The 14,074-nt window shown below is 63.3% G+C and carries 14 protein-coding genes and 2 pseudogenes; 6 read left to right on the forward strand and 10 right to left on the reverse strand.

All coding sequences use genetic code 11. The annotated features are described in order from the left end of the window. Positions 1-150: 150 nt before the first annotated feature. The 8 genes from ACX3OZ_RS09105 to ACX3OZ_RS09140 all read right to left on the reverse strand — a co-directional run bounded on the left by ACX3OZ_RS09105 (position 151) and on the right by ACX3OZ_RS09140 (position 7,012). Entirely contained in the window at positions 151-864 is a 714-nt protein-coding gene (locus tag ACX3OZ_RS09105; protein WP_459104316.1) for a hypothetical protein, read from the reverse strand. Positions 865-1,121: 257 nt separating this feature from the next. Further along, entirely contained in the window at positions 1,122-1,604 is a 483-nt protein-coding gene (locus tag ACX3OZ_RS09110; protein ID WP_459104317.1) for a DUF6634 family protein, read from the reverse strand. Next, positions 1,601-1,900, reverse strand: coding sequence for a DUF6634 family protein (locus tag ACX3OZ_RS09115; protein ID WP_459104318.1), 300 nt, complete (start codon positions 1,898-1,900; stop codon positions 1,601-1,603). The genes ACX3OZ_RS09110 and ACX3OZ_RS09115 overlap by 4 nt, the downstream gene beginning before the upstream one ends. Further along, positions 1,900-2,502, reverse strand: a complete 603-nt coding sequence (locus ACX3OZ_RS09120) for a hypothetical protein (protein WP_459104319.1) — start codon at positions 2,500-2,502, stop codon at positions 1,900-1,902. Before ACX3OZ_RS09120 ends, ACX3OZ_RS09115 begins: the two co-directional genes overlap by 1 nt. After that, on the reverse strand, positions 2,486-2,749 hold the full coding sequence (locus ACX3OZ_RS09125) for a hypothetical protein (protein WP_459104320.1): 264 nt from the start codon (positions 2,747-2,749) through the stop codon (positions 2,486-2,488). The genes ACX3OZ_RS09120 and ACX3OZ_RS09125 overlap by 17 nt, the downstream gene beginning before the upstream one ends. Further along, positions 2,749-4,689 (reverse strand): AAA family ATPase, encoded by a 1,941-nt coding sequence (locus tag ACX3OZ_RS09130; protein ID WP_459104321.1) that lies wholly within the window; start codon positions 4,687-4,689, stop codon positions 2,749-2,751. The genes ACX3OZ_RS09125 and ACX3OZ_RS09130 overlap by 1 nt, the downstream gene beginning before the upstream one ends. Positions 4,690-4,759: 70 nt before the next feature. Beyond that, complete coding sequence (locus ACX3OZ_RS09135; RefSeq protein WP_459104322.1) at positions 4,760-6,064, reverse strand: hypothetical protein; 1,305 nt, start codon at positions 6,062-6,064, stop codon at positions 4,760-4,762. Between the two features lie 666 nt (positions 6,065-6,730). Then, positions 6,731-7,012, reverse strand: coding sequence for a hypothetical protein (locus ACX3OZ_RS09140; RefSeq protein WP_459104323.1), 282 nt, complete (start codon positions 7,010-7,012; stop codon positions 6,731-6,733). 352 nt (positions 7,013-7,364) lie between these two features. Between ACX3OZ_RS09140 and ACX3OZ_RS09145 the strand changes: the two genes are divergently transcribed. From ACX3OZ_RS09145 to ACX3OZ_RS09165, 5 genes and pseudogenes are all read left to right on the forward strand, one after another. Then, entirely contained in the window at positions 7,365-7,496 is a 132-nt protein-coding gene (locus ACX3OZ_RS09145) for an ABC transporter permease subunit (RefSeq protein WP_459104324.1), read from the forward strand. 91 nt (positions 7,497-7,587) lie between these two features. Continuing rightward, a pseudogene (locus ACX3OZ_RS09150) lies at positions 7,588-7,671 on the forward strand (hypothetical protein); the annotation flags it as partial. Positions 7,672-7,775: 104 nt separating this feature from the next. Continuing rightward, positions 7,776-8,081: pseudogene (locus tag ACX3OZ_RS09155) on the forward strand (P-type ATPase); the annotation flags it as partial. A 215-nt stretch (positions 8,082-8,296) separates the two neighbouring features. Continuing rightward, positions 8,297-9,463, forward strand: coding sequence for a thiolase C-terminal domain-containing protein (locus ACX3OZ_RS09160; RefSeq protein ID WP_459104325.1), 1,167 nt, complete (start codon positions 8,297-8,299; stop codon positions 9,461-9,463). A gap of 121 nt (positions 9,464-9,584) precedes the next feature. Beyond that, on the forward strand, positions 9,585-10,046 hold the full coding sequence (locus tag ACX3OZ_RS09165; protein ID WP_459104326.1) for a MaoC/PaaZ C-terminal domain-containing protein: 462 nt from the start codon (positions 9,585-9,587) through the stop codon (positions 10,044-10,046). Positions 10,047-10,206: 160 nt separating this feature from the next. On the opposite strand, the gene ACX3OZ_RS09170 is transcribed toward ACX3OZ_RS09165, so the two are convergent. Both ACX3OZ_RS09170 and rpoN read right to left on the reverse strand, forming a co-directional pair. Beyond that, positions 10,207-10,605: a Zn-ribbon domain-containing OB-fold protein gene (locus ACX3OZ_RS09170; RefSeq protein ID WP_459104327.1), complete on the reverse strand. Its 399-nt coding sequence runs from the start codon at positions 10,603-10,605 to the stop codon at positions 10,207-10,209. A 71-nt stretch (positions 10,606-10,676) separates the two neighbouring features. Beyond that, positions 10,677-12,125 (reverse strand): RNA polymerase factor sigma-54, encoded by a 1,449-nt coding sequence (gene rpoN / locus ACX3OZ_RS09175; protein WP_459104328.1) that lies wholly within the window; start codon positions 12,123-12,125, stop codon positions 10,677-10,679. A 253-nt stretch (positions 12,126-12,378) separates the two neighbouring features. On the opposite strand from rpoN, the gene ACX3OZ_RS09180 reads away from it, so the two are divergent. Next, positions 12,379-14,019, forward strand: a complete 1,641-nt coding sequence (locus ACX3OZ_RS09180) for a sigma-54 interaction domain-containing protein (protein WP_459104329.1) — start codon at positions 12,379-12,381, stop codon at positions 14,017-14,019. Positions 14,020-14,074 lie beyond the last annotated feature (55 nt).

The following is a 14,074-nucleotide window of genomic DNA, read 5'->3' on the forward strand; positions in this document are numbered from 1 at the left end:
GTCCACGGGTCCACGGGTCCACGGGTCCACGGGTCCACGGGTCCACGGGTCCACGGGTCCACGCCCATCGGTCAGTCAGCGCGGACGATGGAGTTACGTCACGTGGATTGTGGATCCGAATTCGAACAGTGCATTCCGATTGTGCCTGGCTCAATACCGACGATGCTCTCGAAGCAGTTTAACAAACCCCGGCGGAGCGGCATGGAAAACCTTCATGTCGACCGGACCGTCGCGCTCGTCGCGAAACATCTGGCTATCCGTCGCCAGTTGGTATTTCCCGTGCGGCGTCAGGAAAACCAGCACCTCTCCCTTGGCTGCATAACGCCAATAGGTGTGCTCAGCCACGGTCGTGCACCAGCGCGTTCCCAATCCCCAGAACCGAGATGCGACAAAACCCTTGAGCCGGACCACCATCCAACGTCCGTCACGGAAGAGGATGTCGCTCTCCCCATATGCCTCGGTTTTCAAGGTCTCACTGTCCAGCCGCCGCCGGGACTGGGCGATGCGGGTTGGCACCACGGACAGAAGGTCGTCGACAGCGTGATATTGGCCGATATCGCGTTGGCCCAAGGGCAGCCTGTCCTTGATCGCGTGGAATCGGGCCAGCGCCGCACAGACCTCATCGAGTTGCCGGAGATCGAGGGCGGCGCGGAAGCCGGCTCGGTGCCATAGCCGCTGCCGCCAGACCGAAAGCCAAGCGTGATAGAAACCATCCGTGGGGTCGAATTGGCAGATCAAAGGGAAGGTGCGTTTTTCCCGCTCCACGGCCAACCAGGGATCGACATTTTCCTTGGTTGCGCGAGTCCACGTCGCCTGCAGGTGAGCGATCAGAACGAAATCGATACGGTTGAGATTCGTGGCCATGACCCAAGCCTGGCATCGGTCGGGCACATCCTGAAGGCCCGCTGGTAATGGATCCCCAGGAGATCGCCGATGCAGCATGCTCGTCGTGCATCGAGCCAGTGCCCGGTATGAACAGCCAGCACCAACACCACGCTGCCGACGGCGTCCCCAGCATCACCGGCACCGTTCGGGGCAATTCGGCATCGTGCCGTTCCGGCCCTGCAGAAATTCGCTCCACGCCGGAACCCGGGTGAGCTCGAACGTGAAAACACCATTGCTCATGACTGCCTGTCTCCAAGCCGGTAGAATCGCCGCGTCGTTCGCACCCAGCCCTTTCTTTCGTCCCTGGCCAGCATGCGCGTGGTCGCTATCAGCGTGCCGTCGGGGACTTCGGGATGGCCGGTGACGGTGCCGATCAGCACCGGCGCCGGTGTGCGGGCGATTTCGATGGTGTGCTGGCGCCAGTCCTGCAACAGCGGAGCATCGGCATAAACGGATGACGCTGGCTGCCAGGCGCTGCGGATCTGATCAACAAAATCCAGCGCATCGACGGTCGTCTCGGGGGCATCGGTCTCGCGAACCGCCACAATGGAGGTGTCCATGCCGGCCGAGCCGATTCGCCGGATATAGGCATGACCACCATCGACGCCGAGTTTACCGCATCGGCACCATTTGAAATCATGCCGGTGCGTACTCTCAACGTCATCGCCGCAATGCAGGCAACGCGCGGAATTTTTCAGGATGATCTCGGGCGGTCTCATTGCCGGACCTCCCCAAGCCTTGGCCCCAGCCGATAGTAGCGCGACACGGTTCGCGCCCAGCTCGCCTCTTCGTTGGCAGCAAGAACGATTGACGTCGTGCACCATCCATCCCGGATGGACGGATGGCCGGCGACGATGCCGACCAGGCGCATCAAGCCGCTGCCCTGAGGCCCGATGGCCCAGTGCGACAGCAGCGGGGCATTGGCCAGTTCCGCGTCGCAGGGCACGTACCCAGCCGCGATGCGAGCCGCTTTGCGCAACCCGGCCGCGATGGTCTCCTTGGTCAGAATGCTCATCACGGCCTCCAGTGCTTATGCTCAGCGCAAAGGGTGCTCCACCAGCCGTGCTGGCTCTGGAGCATTCCGGGTGCGCCGCAGATTTCGCAGAGATGGCCGGAGATGTGCTCGGCGGCCTCGATGATCTCATTACCGAGCGCGGGTAGGTCGCCGTGCCAGTAGAAACGGAGCGTGCCGTATTTTTCCTTGACCTGGCTCGGGGTCCATTTGTGCCGGGGCGCGATCTCGTGCAGCCAGGTGAAGACGGTATCGAACAGGTCGGTCCATCCCGGCCAGCATTCGAATGGCACCACTGCCCGAGCGTGCTTGGCCCGCAGCGCCTGCAGATCGTCCTCTTCCGGTGGTTTCAGTAGGCGCGTGAGGCTATCGACGCGCCGCCAGCGCAGACGCTGTATGCGCACGATCAGTTCGGGGAGGGTCTCGATCCGGAATGGCGGCTGAGGATCATAGGTGGAGCCGCCGATCGACTTTGCCGGCGTGCCATGGGCAATATGCACGGAGAGCGTGTCGGGCGTGGAACCGGCGACGGCCAAGGACGCCAGAGCCGGGTCGCCCTCAAGCGCTGCCTGGATCAGGGTGCGGGTTTCAGTCGCGATGGTCATGATCGGCCTCCTTGAGAATGGCCTCGATCGCCACAAGGCCGATCTCGACCAGCGCGGACTCGATCAGCGGTAACCAGGGACGGCCCCGGCCAATCGCCAGCACCGCCCGGATGTTGGGTAGGGTGGGCCGCTCCTCGCAGGTGATGAGCGCTTCGCGCTCTACGCCCTCGGATGAGGACCGGATGCTGACGCTCAGCGCATAGTCCCAGCCATGCGCGACGAAGCGGATTTGCTCGGCTCTCGACATCATGGCCTCCCCACCGGCTGGGCCGGACCATCGGACGTATCTTCGATTGCGTCGGCCGCGAGGATTTCGGTGAGCCTGTCGCCGGTGACGACCCGCTCGACCAGAAGAACCTCGACCAGCTTGAAGATGTCGCCGCGGCGACGGCTGACGATATCGGTGGCCCGGTCATAGAGCCGGTTGATCTCGTCGCCGATGGTGCTCCAGAGTGTGACGCCGTCGTTCTGCCAATTGCGCAGATCGCTGTTGGCGGCAGTGGTGAGAGGACCGTAGAGACCGAGGTCCAACATAGCGGCGCGCAGCAACTTGTTGACGCTCTCAAGGTCCGATGCTGCTCCAGCATCGGCGCCCCCGCCCAAAACCATGTCGGCGGCGCGGCCCGCCAACATCATGCTGGCGATGTGTTCCATATCGTCCCTGGTGAGGAGCCGGTCCTCGAGCCTGGTATTGACCCAGCCCGCCGCATCGCCCATGCCGAGAATGGAGATTTCCGCCACCGGCAAACCCAGCTCATGCGCAACGATGGCATGGCCGGCTTCGTGAAGCGCCACACTCCGGTCCTTCTTCGCCGAACGTCCGCTTGGTGGTGCGATCAGGTCGACCAGATCGCGCAATTGCAGGGCGCGGTCTTCGACCTCGGCTGCGGCAATGGCGGACAGGCACCAGCTCTCCACCTTTGCCGGCGTCGCCAGCACCGACAGACGCGCTAGCGTAGAAAGTCCATCGGCGCCGATCCTGCCGCCAAGGCAGGTGGCAAACATGGCCCGACGTTCAGTTTCGTTAGGCGGCAGCACGCTGACCTGCCGCTCCAGCCGGCCGGGACGGACCAGAGCAGCGTCCAAATGGTTGAAATGATTGGTCGCCGCGAGCAGCAGGACCGGCCTGCCGGACTTGCGGAGCCGATCGATCTCCGTCAGGACAAACGTAATGACCGGTGTCCACCACGACGCATCCTCCGGGTCCATTGTGGCGCGGTTGGGCAGGGCATCGATCTCGTCGAGCAGACCCACGACGGGGCCCTTCGCGAGCGCAAGCTCATCGAAAAACCGCCGCGCCGCCCGGATGACATCGCCCAGATGGCCACCTGAACTGGCAAACCATCCCCCAACCGATGTGGACACAAACGCCCACCCCGCCGACTGTGCCAACGAAGCCGCAACAGTGGTCTTGCCGGTCCCTGGTGGGCCTTCCAAACAGGCGTAGCGCAGGGCGGTAACATCCACCTTACCCCCGGTCACCTGGCGGGTAATGCGCAGGGTCTCGAAGGCCCAAGCGGAAACTGCCCCAGTCATCGCCAGCTTTTCGAGGGGAATAGCGGCGGCGTATTGGGGCGGCTCCCGGCGAAACAACGCAGCACGCCGAAGGTTCCCGATACACTCCCGCGCCGACAGTCCGGGCCGGATGGCGGTGATGAAGTCGAGAATGCCCAGACCTTCCACATCGGACAGCACAAGGCCACGGACGATCCCGCCGGTCACCGCGCGAATGGTCTTGCGGATAGCCGCAAGATTGGGGTGCGGAACAGTGATGACGGCGTCGGCCGCAGCCAGCGCCTCGGGCACGATCACGCGCTCGGGATCCTGGGAGATCAGGATGACGCTCTTTCCGCGCTCCAGCTTGCTGAGTTCGGCGCGTCCGTGAGGCTCGAGCCGCGCGCCGGTCTTCTGGGGCTCGGTATAGGCTTCGACGACCGGCGCCCGATCAAGGCCACCAAGATAGCGCTCCAGCAGACGGGCTGCCGCCTCGTCGGCCGTCCTGATCAGGATGAGACGCGAGGGCACCTTCAGCAAACGGCGCAGGCGGGGCGTGAGGACGGCGTCGAGCATGCAGCGCGCCAGCGCATCGCTGGTCCGCTCGGTGGGGAGGACGGGCGTGATCTCCGTGCTGGGGACGTCGTCGCCGTCATCGAGCGTGGTAGACGAAAGGCGGGAACTGAAAGACATGAGGGTTCTCCGGGCAGCGGCCGAAGCCGCGCCACAATCGAGGGGATGAGGGGTGGTGAGATGAGGGGGACTACAGCGCCGGTGCCGGCGCGTCCGCCTCGTCGTCCGCGTCAATCGGCTGCCAGGCCGAGAGACCGAAACTCTTGCTGCCGGACACGAAATGGCTGACCGCGCTGCCAGAGGAAAAGACGATGTCGCGCTTCAGCACATAGCTGGAGCTATCTCGCGCCGGCTCGAGCAGACCCGAATGCCGCCAGGCCGCCCGCTGGAACGACGCGCTGGCAGACGCGGAGGCCATAGTGTCGATCCGCACGTCCGACCCGCGCAGCAGCAGCCAGGTGCCGTCCTCCCGCTCGGCGGCCAGCGCGGTCAAGCCGCAATAGCTCAGTTCCATGACCCGGCCCTCGGGCAGGTCGTCAATGCGGCGGGAGGCACCGAGACGATCCGGTTCGGTCCTCGGTCCGGCAAGATGCTCGCGAACGGACCCGCGGAGAAACATCAGGCCGGCCTGACGCAGCGCCAGCACCACCTGGGCGCCGAACAGGGTCAACTGGTCGTATCGGTCGGGTTCGATCGCCGCGCCGTCGGGCACGCCGTTGACGAGGACAAAATCATCGTCAGCAGCCACCGAGGACCACAGGATCCGCTCGAAGGCCTTGGCGTCGTCGGTCGAGAGGCGGTTCTGCTCGTCGGCGATGGCAATGATGCAATCCGGGGTGCCGCCCGGCATCTGGCGCCCATCCGTGATGCGGAAGCCGACCTCAGCGCCGTAGCCAATGTAGACGTCACGGCCGCGCAGCAGGATATAGACACCGGGGCGCTGCAGACAGTTGACCCGCCCAAACGCCGTGCGCCGCTCGCCGGAACCGATGATGATCCGGGGCTGCAACGGACTGGTGGGCACCGCGTCGAGCTGGTGGGGCAAGGTGTCCGCTGCCAGGTCGGTGAAATTGGCCGGCAGGATGCTGAGGTCAGCGGCGGCAGCCGCTGCCGGTCCATCCGACGGGCCAGCGTCGGCCGGGGCAGCATGCGCCTCGGCCCCAGTCGGCAGGCCGCTCTGGCCGGCGCGTGCAACGATGGTGTTGGCATCGACGAAGCCGGTGGACAGCACCGCCAGCACGTCGGCCGTGATCAGCGCGAAAACGGCGCCGACGGGGTCCGTGTGACCCGGCAGCTCGGCGATGATATCGCCGATGCTCGCCGAGCCGGTGACGTCGATCACCGACAGGATCTGCACCTGCACGCTGGGTGTCAGCAGAGGGTGTCCGACCAGGCCGGGATGAACCGGGCTGGGATCGCCCACAGGAGCGGTGTTGATGGAGGGGGAATAAGTATTGCGTGCGGCCGCAGGGCCGCTATTAAGGGCGTTAGCCATCATCGTACTGGTCCAATCAGTATGGTGCTGGTCAGGTCGACAGGTGTGTTACAAGCACCCTGTCGGCCGCCTCGATCCGAGGCGGCTCCAACCAGTCGATGCCGAGATTGGCACCGTTCGCTAAGCCTGCCGGATCCGTGTTGGAAAAGTCAAAGCCAAACAGATGGCTTGGTTAATTTTTGGTTGCGGGACGGCCAACCTCTTGGATTTAAGGCCCTAATTCCTCGACGTTACCGCTAAGTCAGCAAGCTCGGCATGACAACGCTCTGACCCAAAAGCGCGTTACGCCGTAGGAAACCCGTGGCCTCTGCGGGTCGCTCATGCTCGTGGCCGCCCGTATCGTCGCCATGGAAGGCGGACGGGGAACAATAATGAACAACAATATGATGAACTCCGGCCGTATATTGCCGGCGCCGTAAGCGCTGTGGTGGCGATCGACAGTGCAATGACGCTGAGGATGCTTAGCCTCCCGTTCTGCCCTCGGTTTCCGGCGGCAGTCTCCAAGGATCCGATCGTCGTCGTCCGCTACGACTTTGACAGCGAACCGCCGTGCGTCAGGATCGAGACGCACGATCTCGTCGCTGATCACAATGGGCTTGCGCGATGGCGCGACGCCCCATCGTCCGTAGCAGACCGCTTTCTCGTCGGCGAGGTCAAGAAGCGCCGTCATTCCTTGCGTCGCCGCTGCTCCAGCCGTTGCAGCGCAATGAACCGACGGTACTCTCGGTCGCGCTCTGTTCTGTCGCCGGTGCCGTGTCTGTACATCCAGTGCCAGCGGAGGTACGCCCGCCCGCTGGGGCGCGACAGCGCCATGAGGTGGACGCCGATCCCACGCAACCACTCAGAGACCGAATAGCGGGATGGCCCGCCAAGCAGCAGGTCGAACAACGGGCGCGTGCCGAACTTGTCGTCCAGCCGCCAGCGCAATGGCCGCTTGATCATGCTCATGGTCGCCCTCCGATTCTGGACCTAGACCCATTCGGTGAGAGCTACCATGATCGCTTCAAACTCCTTCAGTGCGTTGAGCCTACACGCTCAACGGCCCATACTCGACAACTGCGGCATATTGGAATCGGCGCGGGAGGACGATGGATTGGGTACGAATTCAAGGCTAACACAAGTTCTCGGGTGGCTGGTAATACTGGCGTCGCCACCTCCCTCCAGGGCATTTGACCAGCGGAGGCGCAAGCCGCCTCGAAGCTGGTTCTACCGGGGCCGAATTCGGTTTCCTGATCGGTGGCATGGTGGTGATGGAGACGATCTTCTGCCGGGCGTCGGCCGGTTCCTCATCGATTCAATCATGCATCGCGACTATCCGGTCGTGCAGTCCATCGTGCTGGTGCTGGGCCTGCTGTTCGTGCTGCTGAACCTATTCGTCGATATCCTCGTGGGTTTCATCGATCCGCGTATCCGCCAGGGAGAGGCCGCGTAATGACCATCGCTGCAACGCCGGTACGCCGCTCGCGCCTTGGGCAAACGATGACCAACTTTGTCCGGCGCCGGCCGCTGGGTTTGCCGGCCTGCTGGTCATCCTGGCCTTTGCCTGCATTGCGATCTTCGCGCCTTGGGTTGCGCCCTATGATCCGCTTGCCTTTTCGAGCGACATCCTGACCCCGCCGAGCATAGCCCATCCCATGGGCACCGACCAGTTCGGGCGGGACCTGCTCAGCCGCATCATCTACGGCACGCAGATCTCGCTGCTGGTCGGCGTCGCCCCGGCGCGCGGGTTCCGGCCGACGGCACCATCGTGGCCGGTCGTGGCGCGCTGGACGAGTCGACGATTACCGGCGAATCCATGCCTGTCGGCAAAGAGCCCGGCGGTAAGGTCTTCGAGGCGACCGTCAATCTCGATGGCGTGCTTGAGGTGCGGATCGAAAAATCGCTCGAACATAGCACCGTGGCGCGGATGATCGCGCTGGTGACGGCAGCCCAGGCGGCCAAAGCGCCCTCGGAACGGTTCAGCGCCTGGTTCGGCCAGCGCTATACGATTGCCGTGCTGGCGGGCGCCATCATCGCCCCCCCGGATGCGGATTGCCAAAAGCTGATAGCGGAGTTGCAGATAGCCGGCTGCGATGCCGCCCGGTAGTGCGGACGCCCGCGATGCCAGCCAAGCTCGCCGGCGTCGCGGCCGCCCCCCTCTCTAGGCCTGGAACTCGAGGAAACGGGAGAGCTGGCACATGGTTTGCGTATGCAGTGCTATGCTCGAAACCCATGACGTTGAAAGGGAGCCGCATGACACTGCGGAATCGCGCCGTAATTGTAGGAGTCGGCGAAAGTGATATTGGTCGGCTGCCGCATATGACCGGCCTTGGCCTCAATGCGCAGGCAGCGCGGCGGGCCATCGCCGATGCGGGGCTGAAGCACACCGATATCGACGGCCTGCTGACGGCCTATTCCTTTACCGAGCCCTATTTCATGCTCGGGTCGGTGCTCGCCGAATATTTGGGAATAAGCCCACGCTATTGCGCCTCGATCGTGGTCGGGGGGGCGACGCCGACCGTGATGCTGCATCACGCGGCGCAGGCGGTCAGCAGCGGCGCCGCCGAAATCGTACTGGTCTGTGCCGGCGAGAACAGGGCCACCGGCATGTCGCGCGACGATGCGGTATCGGCGCTGGCGGCGGTGGGGCATCCCTATTTCGAAGCGCCTTACGGGGTGGGCATACCTTCGCTCTATGCGATGGTCGCCAATGCCTATATGCACAAATATGGCACGACGCGCGAAGAGATGGCGGCTGTCGCGGTCAATACAAGGGCGCATGCGCGCCTGCATCCCAATGCCCATGTGAGAGATCCGCTGACCATTGAGGATGTGCTGAATTCCAAGCCGATTTCCGATCCGCTGCACCTTTATGACTGCTGCCTGATCTCCGACGCCGGTGGGGCCTTCATCGTCACAACGCCTGAACGGGCCAGGAACCTGCCCGGAAAACCCGTCTATCTCGCCGGGATCGGTGAGGCCCATACTCACGAGCATCTGATATCGGCGCCCAGCCTGACCGAGTTCGGGGCCGTCCATTCGGGACGGCAGGCCTATGACATGGCGGGATTGGGGCCCTCGGACATGGACGTGGCCATGCTCTACGATTGCTTCAGCATCGTGCCGATCATCGAGATCGAGGAATTGGGGCTGGTCGAACGGGGTGCGGGCGGGCGGTTTTTTGCCGAAGGTCACGCTGCGGTCGGCGGCAAGCTCCCGGTCAATACGCATGGCGGCATGTTGAGCCATGCCCATGCGGGCGCGGTCGGCGGGTTGATGGGGTTGATTGAGGCCGTCCGCCAGTTGCGCGGGGAGGCCGATGCCCGTCAGGTGGCGGGGGCCAATGCCGCCATCGTTCATGGCGAGGGGGGCATCCTGTCATCCCACTGCACCGCCATCCTCACCGCACAACCGCGCTAGAGCGTTTCCAGGAAAGTGGAGCCGGCTTTTTGGTTCGGAAATTCGACCCATCAACGACGCAGAGCTGCCGATCTGATTCAGTCAGATCAGGAGAAGCCCTGCCAGCAGCAAGGAGACTGACATGAGCAGCAAGCCCCGTGGCATGTATTTCGAGGATTTTTCGGTCGGCCAGGTGCTGGAAACCCCGCGCCGGACAATCACCAGCACCGACATCGTCAATTTCGCCTGCCTATCGGGCGACTTCAACGGCGTGCATGCCGATTTCGAATATTGCAAGACGACGCCGTTTGGCGAGCCTATCGCCCATGCCCCTCTGGTTTATGCGGTGATGGGCGGGCTGCAATATGCCAGCGGTGTCAATGACGGAACGCTGCTGGCGGTGATCGGCATCGATGAATGGCGCATGCACAAGCCGGTCAAGCACGGCGACACCATTCATATGCGTTCGACGGTGCTGAGCACGAAGGAAACATCCAAGGCCGATCGGGGCGTGGTTTCGTTCAAGCGCGAATTCGTGAACCAGCATGGCGATGCCGTGCAAACCATGACGGCAACTTTTCTCTACAAGCGCCGCCCGGACTGAATCGTTGCACGACCGGGCAAGCTAGCGCGGTTCACTGTTTGACGGCCCGATGCGGGAGCGGGTGACCGTTTTCATCCCTCACCCCGGCCTCTCCCCTGAAGGGCGCGCGGGGGCGCATGTCTTTATCCCGAAACCGATTCCCACTTTCGGCAGACATGCTTTAGGCGCGGCGGAACTGGGGCAGGGCCTCGCCGGTATCGGTGTCGGAAAAGTCCACCTGGACGCGGTCTCCGATCTGGACGTCGAGTGCGTCCTCGCCGATGAGATTGGTGATCATCCGGGGGCCTTCTTCCAGCCGCACGGCCACAACGACATAGGGCACCCTGGCGCGGAATTTGGCGATGGGGGCACGCCGCACGATGGTGAAGGATTCAATGGTTCCCGTACCCGAACTCTGGATCCATGCAAGTTCCCCCTCCCAGCAGTTGGCGCAGTGATGGCGGGGCGGAAACTGAAAGACGCTACAGGCCTGGCACTGCTGAAGCAGCAGCTTGCGCTGGCGCACACCGGCCCAGAACGACTGTGAATCGCCATTGGCGAGGTTTGGTTCACTGGACATGGACGACAGCTCCAATTGATGCGCATTGCCATGGTCCCGAGCGAGACAGGACAGGATGATGCATCAGGTATTCATATAGCGGCGTGAAGGGGTTCGGGCTGGCTTGCAGGCGCTATCTGCTGCGCCTGCTTCTGGCGCCGGCGCTGCAGGGACGAGGGAATATGCATGGCTTCGCGATATTTGGCGACCGTGCGCCGGGCAATGTCGATGCCGGCATTGCGCAATTGCTTGACGATGGCGTCATCGGACAGGATGGAATGCGCCGTTTCGCCGCCGATCATCTGCCTGATCCGGTGGCGCACCGTATCGGATGCGACGCTCTCTCCCCCGTCGACCGCCGAAATCGAATTGGCAAAGAAGAATTTCAATTCGCGCAGGCCGCGTGGCGTCATGACATATTTATGCGAGATCGCCCGGCACACCGTCGACTGGTGGATGCCGATGGCGTCGGCGACTTCCTTGAGATTGAGCGGACGGAGATGGGCGACGCCATGGCGCAGGAAATTGTGCTGGCGCTTCATGATCTCGGTGGACACCTTTAGGATAGTGTGCGCGCGCTGTTCCAGGTTTCGCACCAGCCAGTTGGCGTCGCGCATGCAGTCGGCCACGTATTTGACCTCCACCGTGCCCCGGCAGGTGGCGGAAAGCTCGGAATAATACTGGCGGTTGACCAGTATGCGGGGCAGGGCGCGTGCGGTGAGTTCGGTCACCACGGAGCCGTCCTCACGCAGCTCGACGGTCACATCGGCCTGGGCGGGCACCGTGGGTTCAAAGTCGAAGCGCAGGCCGGGGCGCGGGTCGAGCCGCTTTATCCGGGCGGCCATCGCGACGATTTCATCGACGCTCACGCCACACAGCGCCGATAGCTGGCGGTAGTCGTGATTGCCGAGCAGGTGCAGATTGGCCAGCAGGCGTTCCATGGGCCCCGTCAGTTCGCCGGCCTCGCGCAGCTGCAAGGTCAGGCATTCGGCAAGATTGCGGGCGCCCACGCCAACCGGGTCCATATGTTGGACCCGGAGCAGGATCGTCTCCACCTGGGATTCGGCCGCGCCGAGCAGATCGGCGATCGAGTGCAGGGGGCGCCGCAGATAGCCATCGTCATCAAGCGACTCGATGACCTCCACGGCAATCGCCGCATCGAGCGTGTCTTTGAACGACGATCCGAGCTGGGTGCGCAAATGGTCGCGCAGGGACATTGGGGCCGCGGCCCAATCCTGGATTTCACGATATTCGCCTGCCCCCGATGGGCCGGCCGATCGACCGGAGCCTACCATGCCGCCTGCCGCTCCCGATTGGCGGGGCGGGTTCTCGGTGGGAGCGGGCGATTTTTCGCGCGGCGCCGATTTCGCCGAGCGGGTCGCGCCGGGCATTTCAATGAGCGGGTTGCGTTCGCATTGCTCGGCAATGAAGGCGCTCAGTTCTTCTTGGTTGAACTGAAGAACCTTGATCGATTGTATCATCTGCGCGTTGACGGAGATGGATTGAGCCAGCTGCTGCTGCGGTTTCCAACTCAGTTGCATCTATGGTCCTCCCTGGCTGTGTCGTAGCCGCTTCATTGGCTGCTGCGATGGCAGCAGGGGCGGCATTCGACGTCGCCTCGCGAGTACTTTTCCTGCGCGCTGCGACATCGATATAGTGCAAGCGACGTGCCAAGCAGGGTCCGAGCGGCAAAAACGGGTAACAGGTTGACAGTTTGTCCGCAGTGAGTTCAATTTCGGGCAGTTGTGTAGTCAAGAAAAACACTAGCGGCAAAAGCTGCGGAAGGGATCGGCAGTGGAGGATCACGTCAAGGGCATTGCGCTCGTCGGGCCCGACGGGCGCGTCGTCGGCGCTTTGGGCCAGGCTCTCGATCCGGCGGTGCGCACGGTGATAACCGATCTCGACTGGCTTCGCGACGCGGGCAAGCGGCGCCTGGTGATGCTGCAGCTCAAGGACGTCAAGCTCGCCATTCTCGTCAAGGAGTTCAAGGGGGCCTATCTCGTCATCGTGTCCGCCGGGCTCACCGACACGGTGTCGAGCTTCCTGCTGATGGTGGATTTCGCCTATGACATCATCAATCACGTGCTGACCGATCCCTATGACGCGATGGTGGTGGTCGATGCGGATGCCAGGATGACCTTCATCTCCCCGGTCCACGAAAAATTCTTCGGTCTTCAGTCGGGTGAAGGCCAGGGACGGCAGGTGCGTGACGTCATCGAGAACACACATCTGCACAATGTCGTTCGGACGGGCGTTGCCGAGGTCGGGCAGATCCAGAAGATGCGGGGCGGGGAGCGGATCGTCTCGCGGCACCCCATCTGGCAGGATGGCAAGATTGCCGGGGCGATCGGCCGCATCATGTTCAAGGGCCCCCAGCAGGTCGAGGCGCTGGCCCGCCGCGTGAAGTCGCTGGAAAACGAGATCGCCACCTATAAGGCGGTGTCGGAGGAACGGGCCAGGGGCGAGGAATATCTCGAAGCCATCGTCGGCCAGAGCGACCTGATCCAGTCGGTGCGCCAGCAAATCCGAAAGATTGCGCCGCTCGATATCCCGGTGCTGATCCAGGGCGAAAGCGGCACCGGCAAGGAATTGGTGGCGCAGGCGCTCCATATGATGAGCGCGCGCGCGGATGGCCGGCTGGTGACGGTCAACGCCGCGGCGCTTCCCGATTCCCTGGTGGAAAGCGAGTTGTTCGGTTACGAGGCGGGCTCGTTTACCGGCGCGGATCGGAAGGGGCGTCCGGGCAAGTTCGAGATGGCCGACAAGGGGACGATGTTCCTCGACGAGATCGGCGACATGCCCATCGATACCCAGTCCAAACTCCTCAGGGTGTTGCAGGACAAGATGGTGGAGCGGCTGGGCGGCGACAAGCCCAAGCGGGTGGATTTCAGGCTGTGCAGCGCTACGAACCGGGACCTGGAGGACTTCATCGAGCAGGGCCGGTTCAGGCTCGACCTGTTCTATCGCATCAGCCCGGTCACAATCGTGCTGCCCGCGCTCCGCGACAGGTATGAGGATATTCCGCTGCTGGTCGCCCATTTCCTGCGCGAGCTTTGCAAGCAGCATAATCGCGACGTGCCCGAGATCGACCCGACGGTTTACGACCTCCTCATGGAACAGCCCTGGCCGGGCAATATCCGGCAGTTGCGCCACGAGATCGAGTCGGCGGTGGTCCTGTCGGAAAGCCAACGCCTTACGGTGGACGATTTCCGCCGTAAGGCCGGCCAGCATCCGGTGGCCAAGGCTGTCGCGCCGGTGGCGGTAGAATCCCCCAAGGGGGAGAACAATCTGAAGGACGCCCTCGTGCAGCTTGAGAACGACCTGATCCACGAGACGCTGGTCCGCTTCCGGGGCAACAAGAAGAAGGCCGCCGAGCATCTGGGCATATCGCGCTCCTATCTCTACAAGAAGCTCGAGGAACTGCAAAAGTCCTAGGGCGTGGCAACGTCCCTTGCTGGGCCGCGCGCTCGCGACAGCAGCGAGGCCCATT

The organism is Devosia sp. A369 (assembly GCF_054489345.1).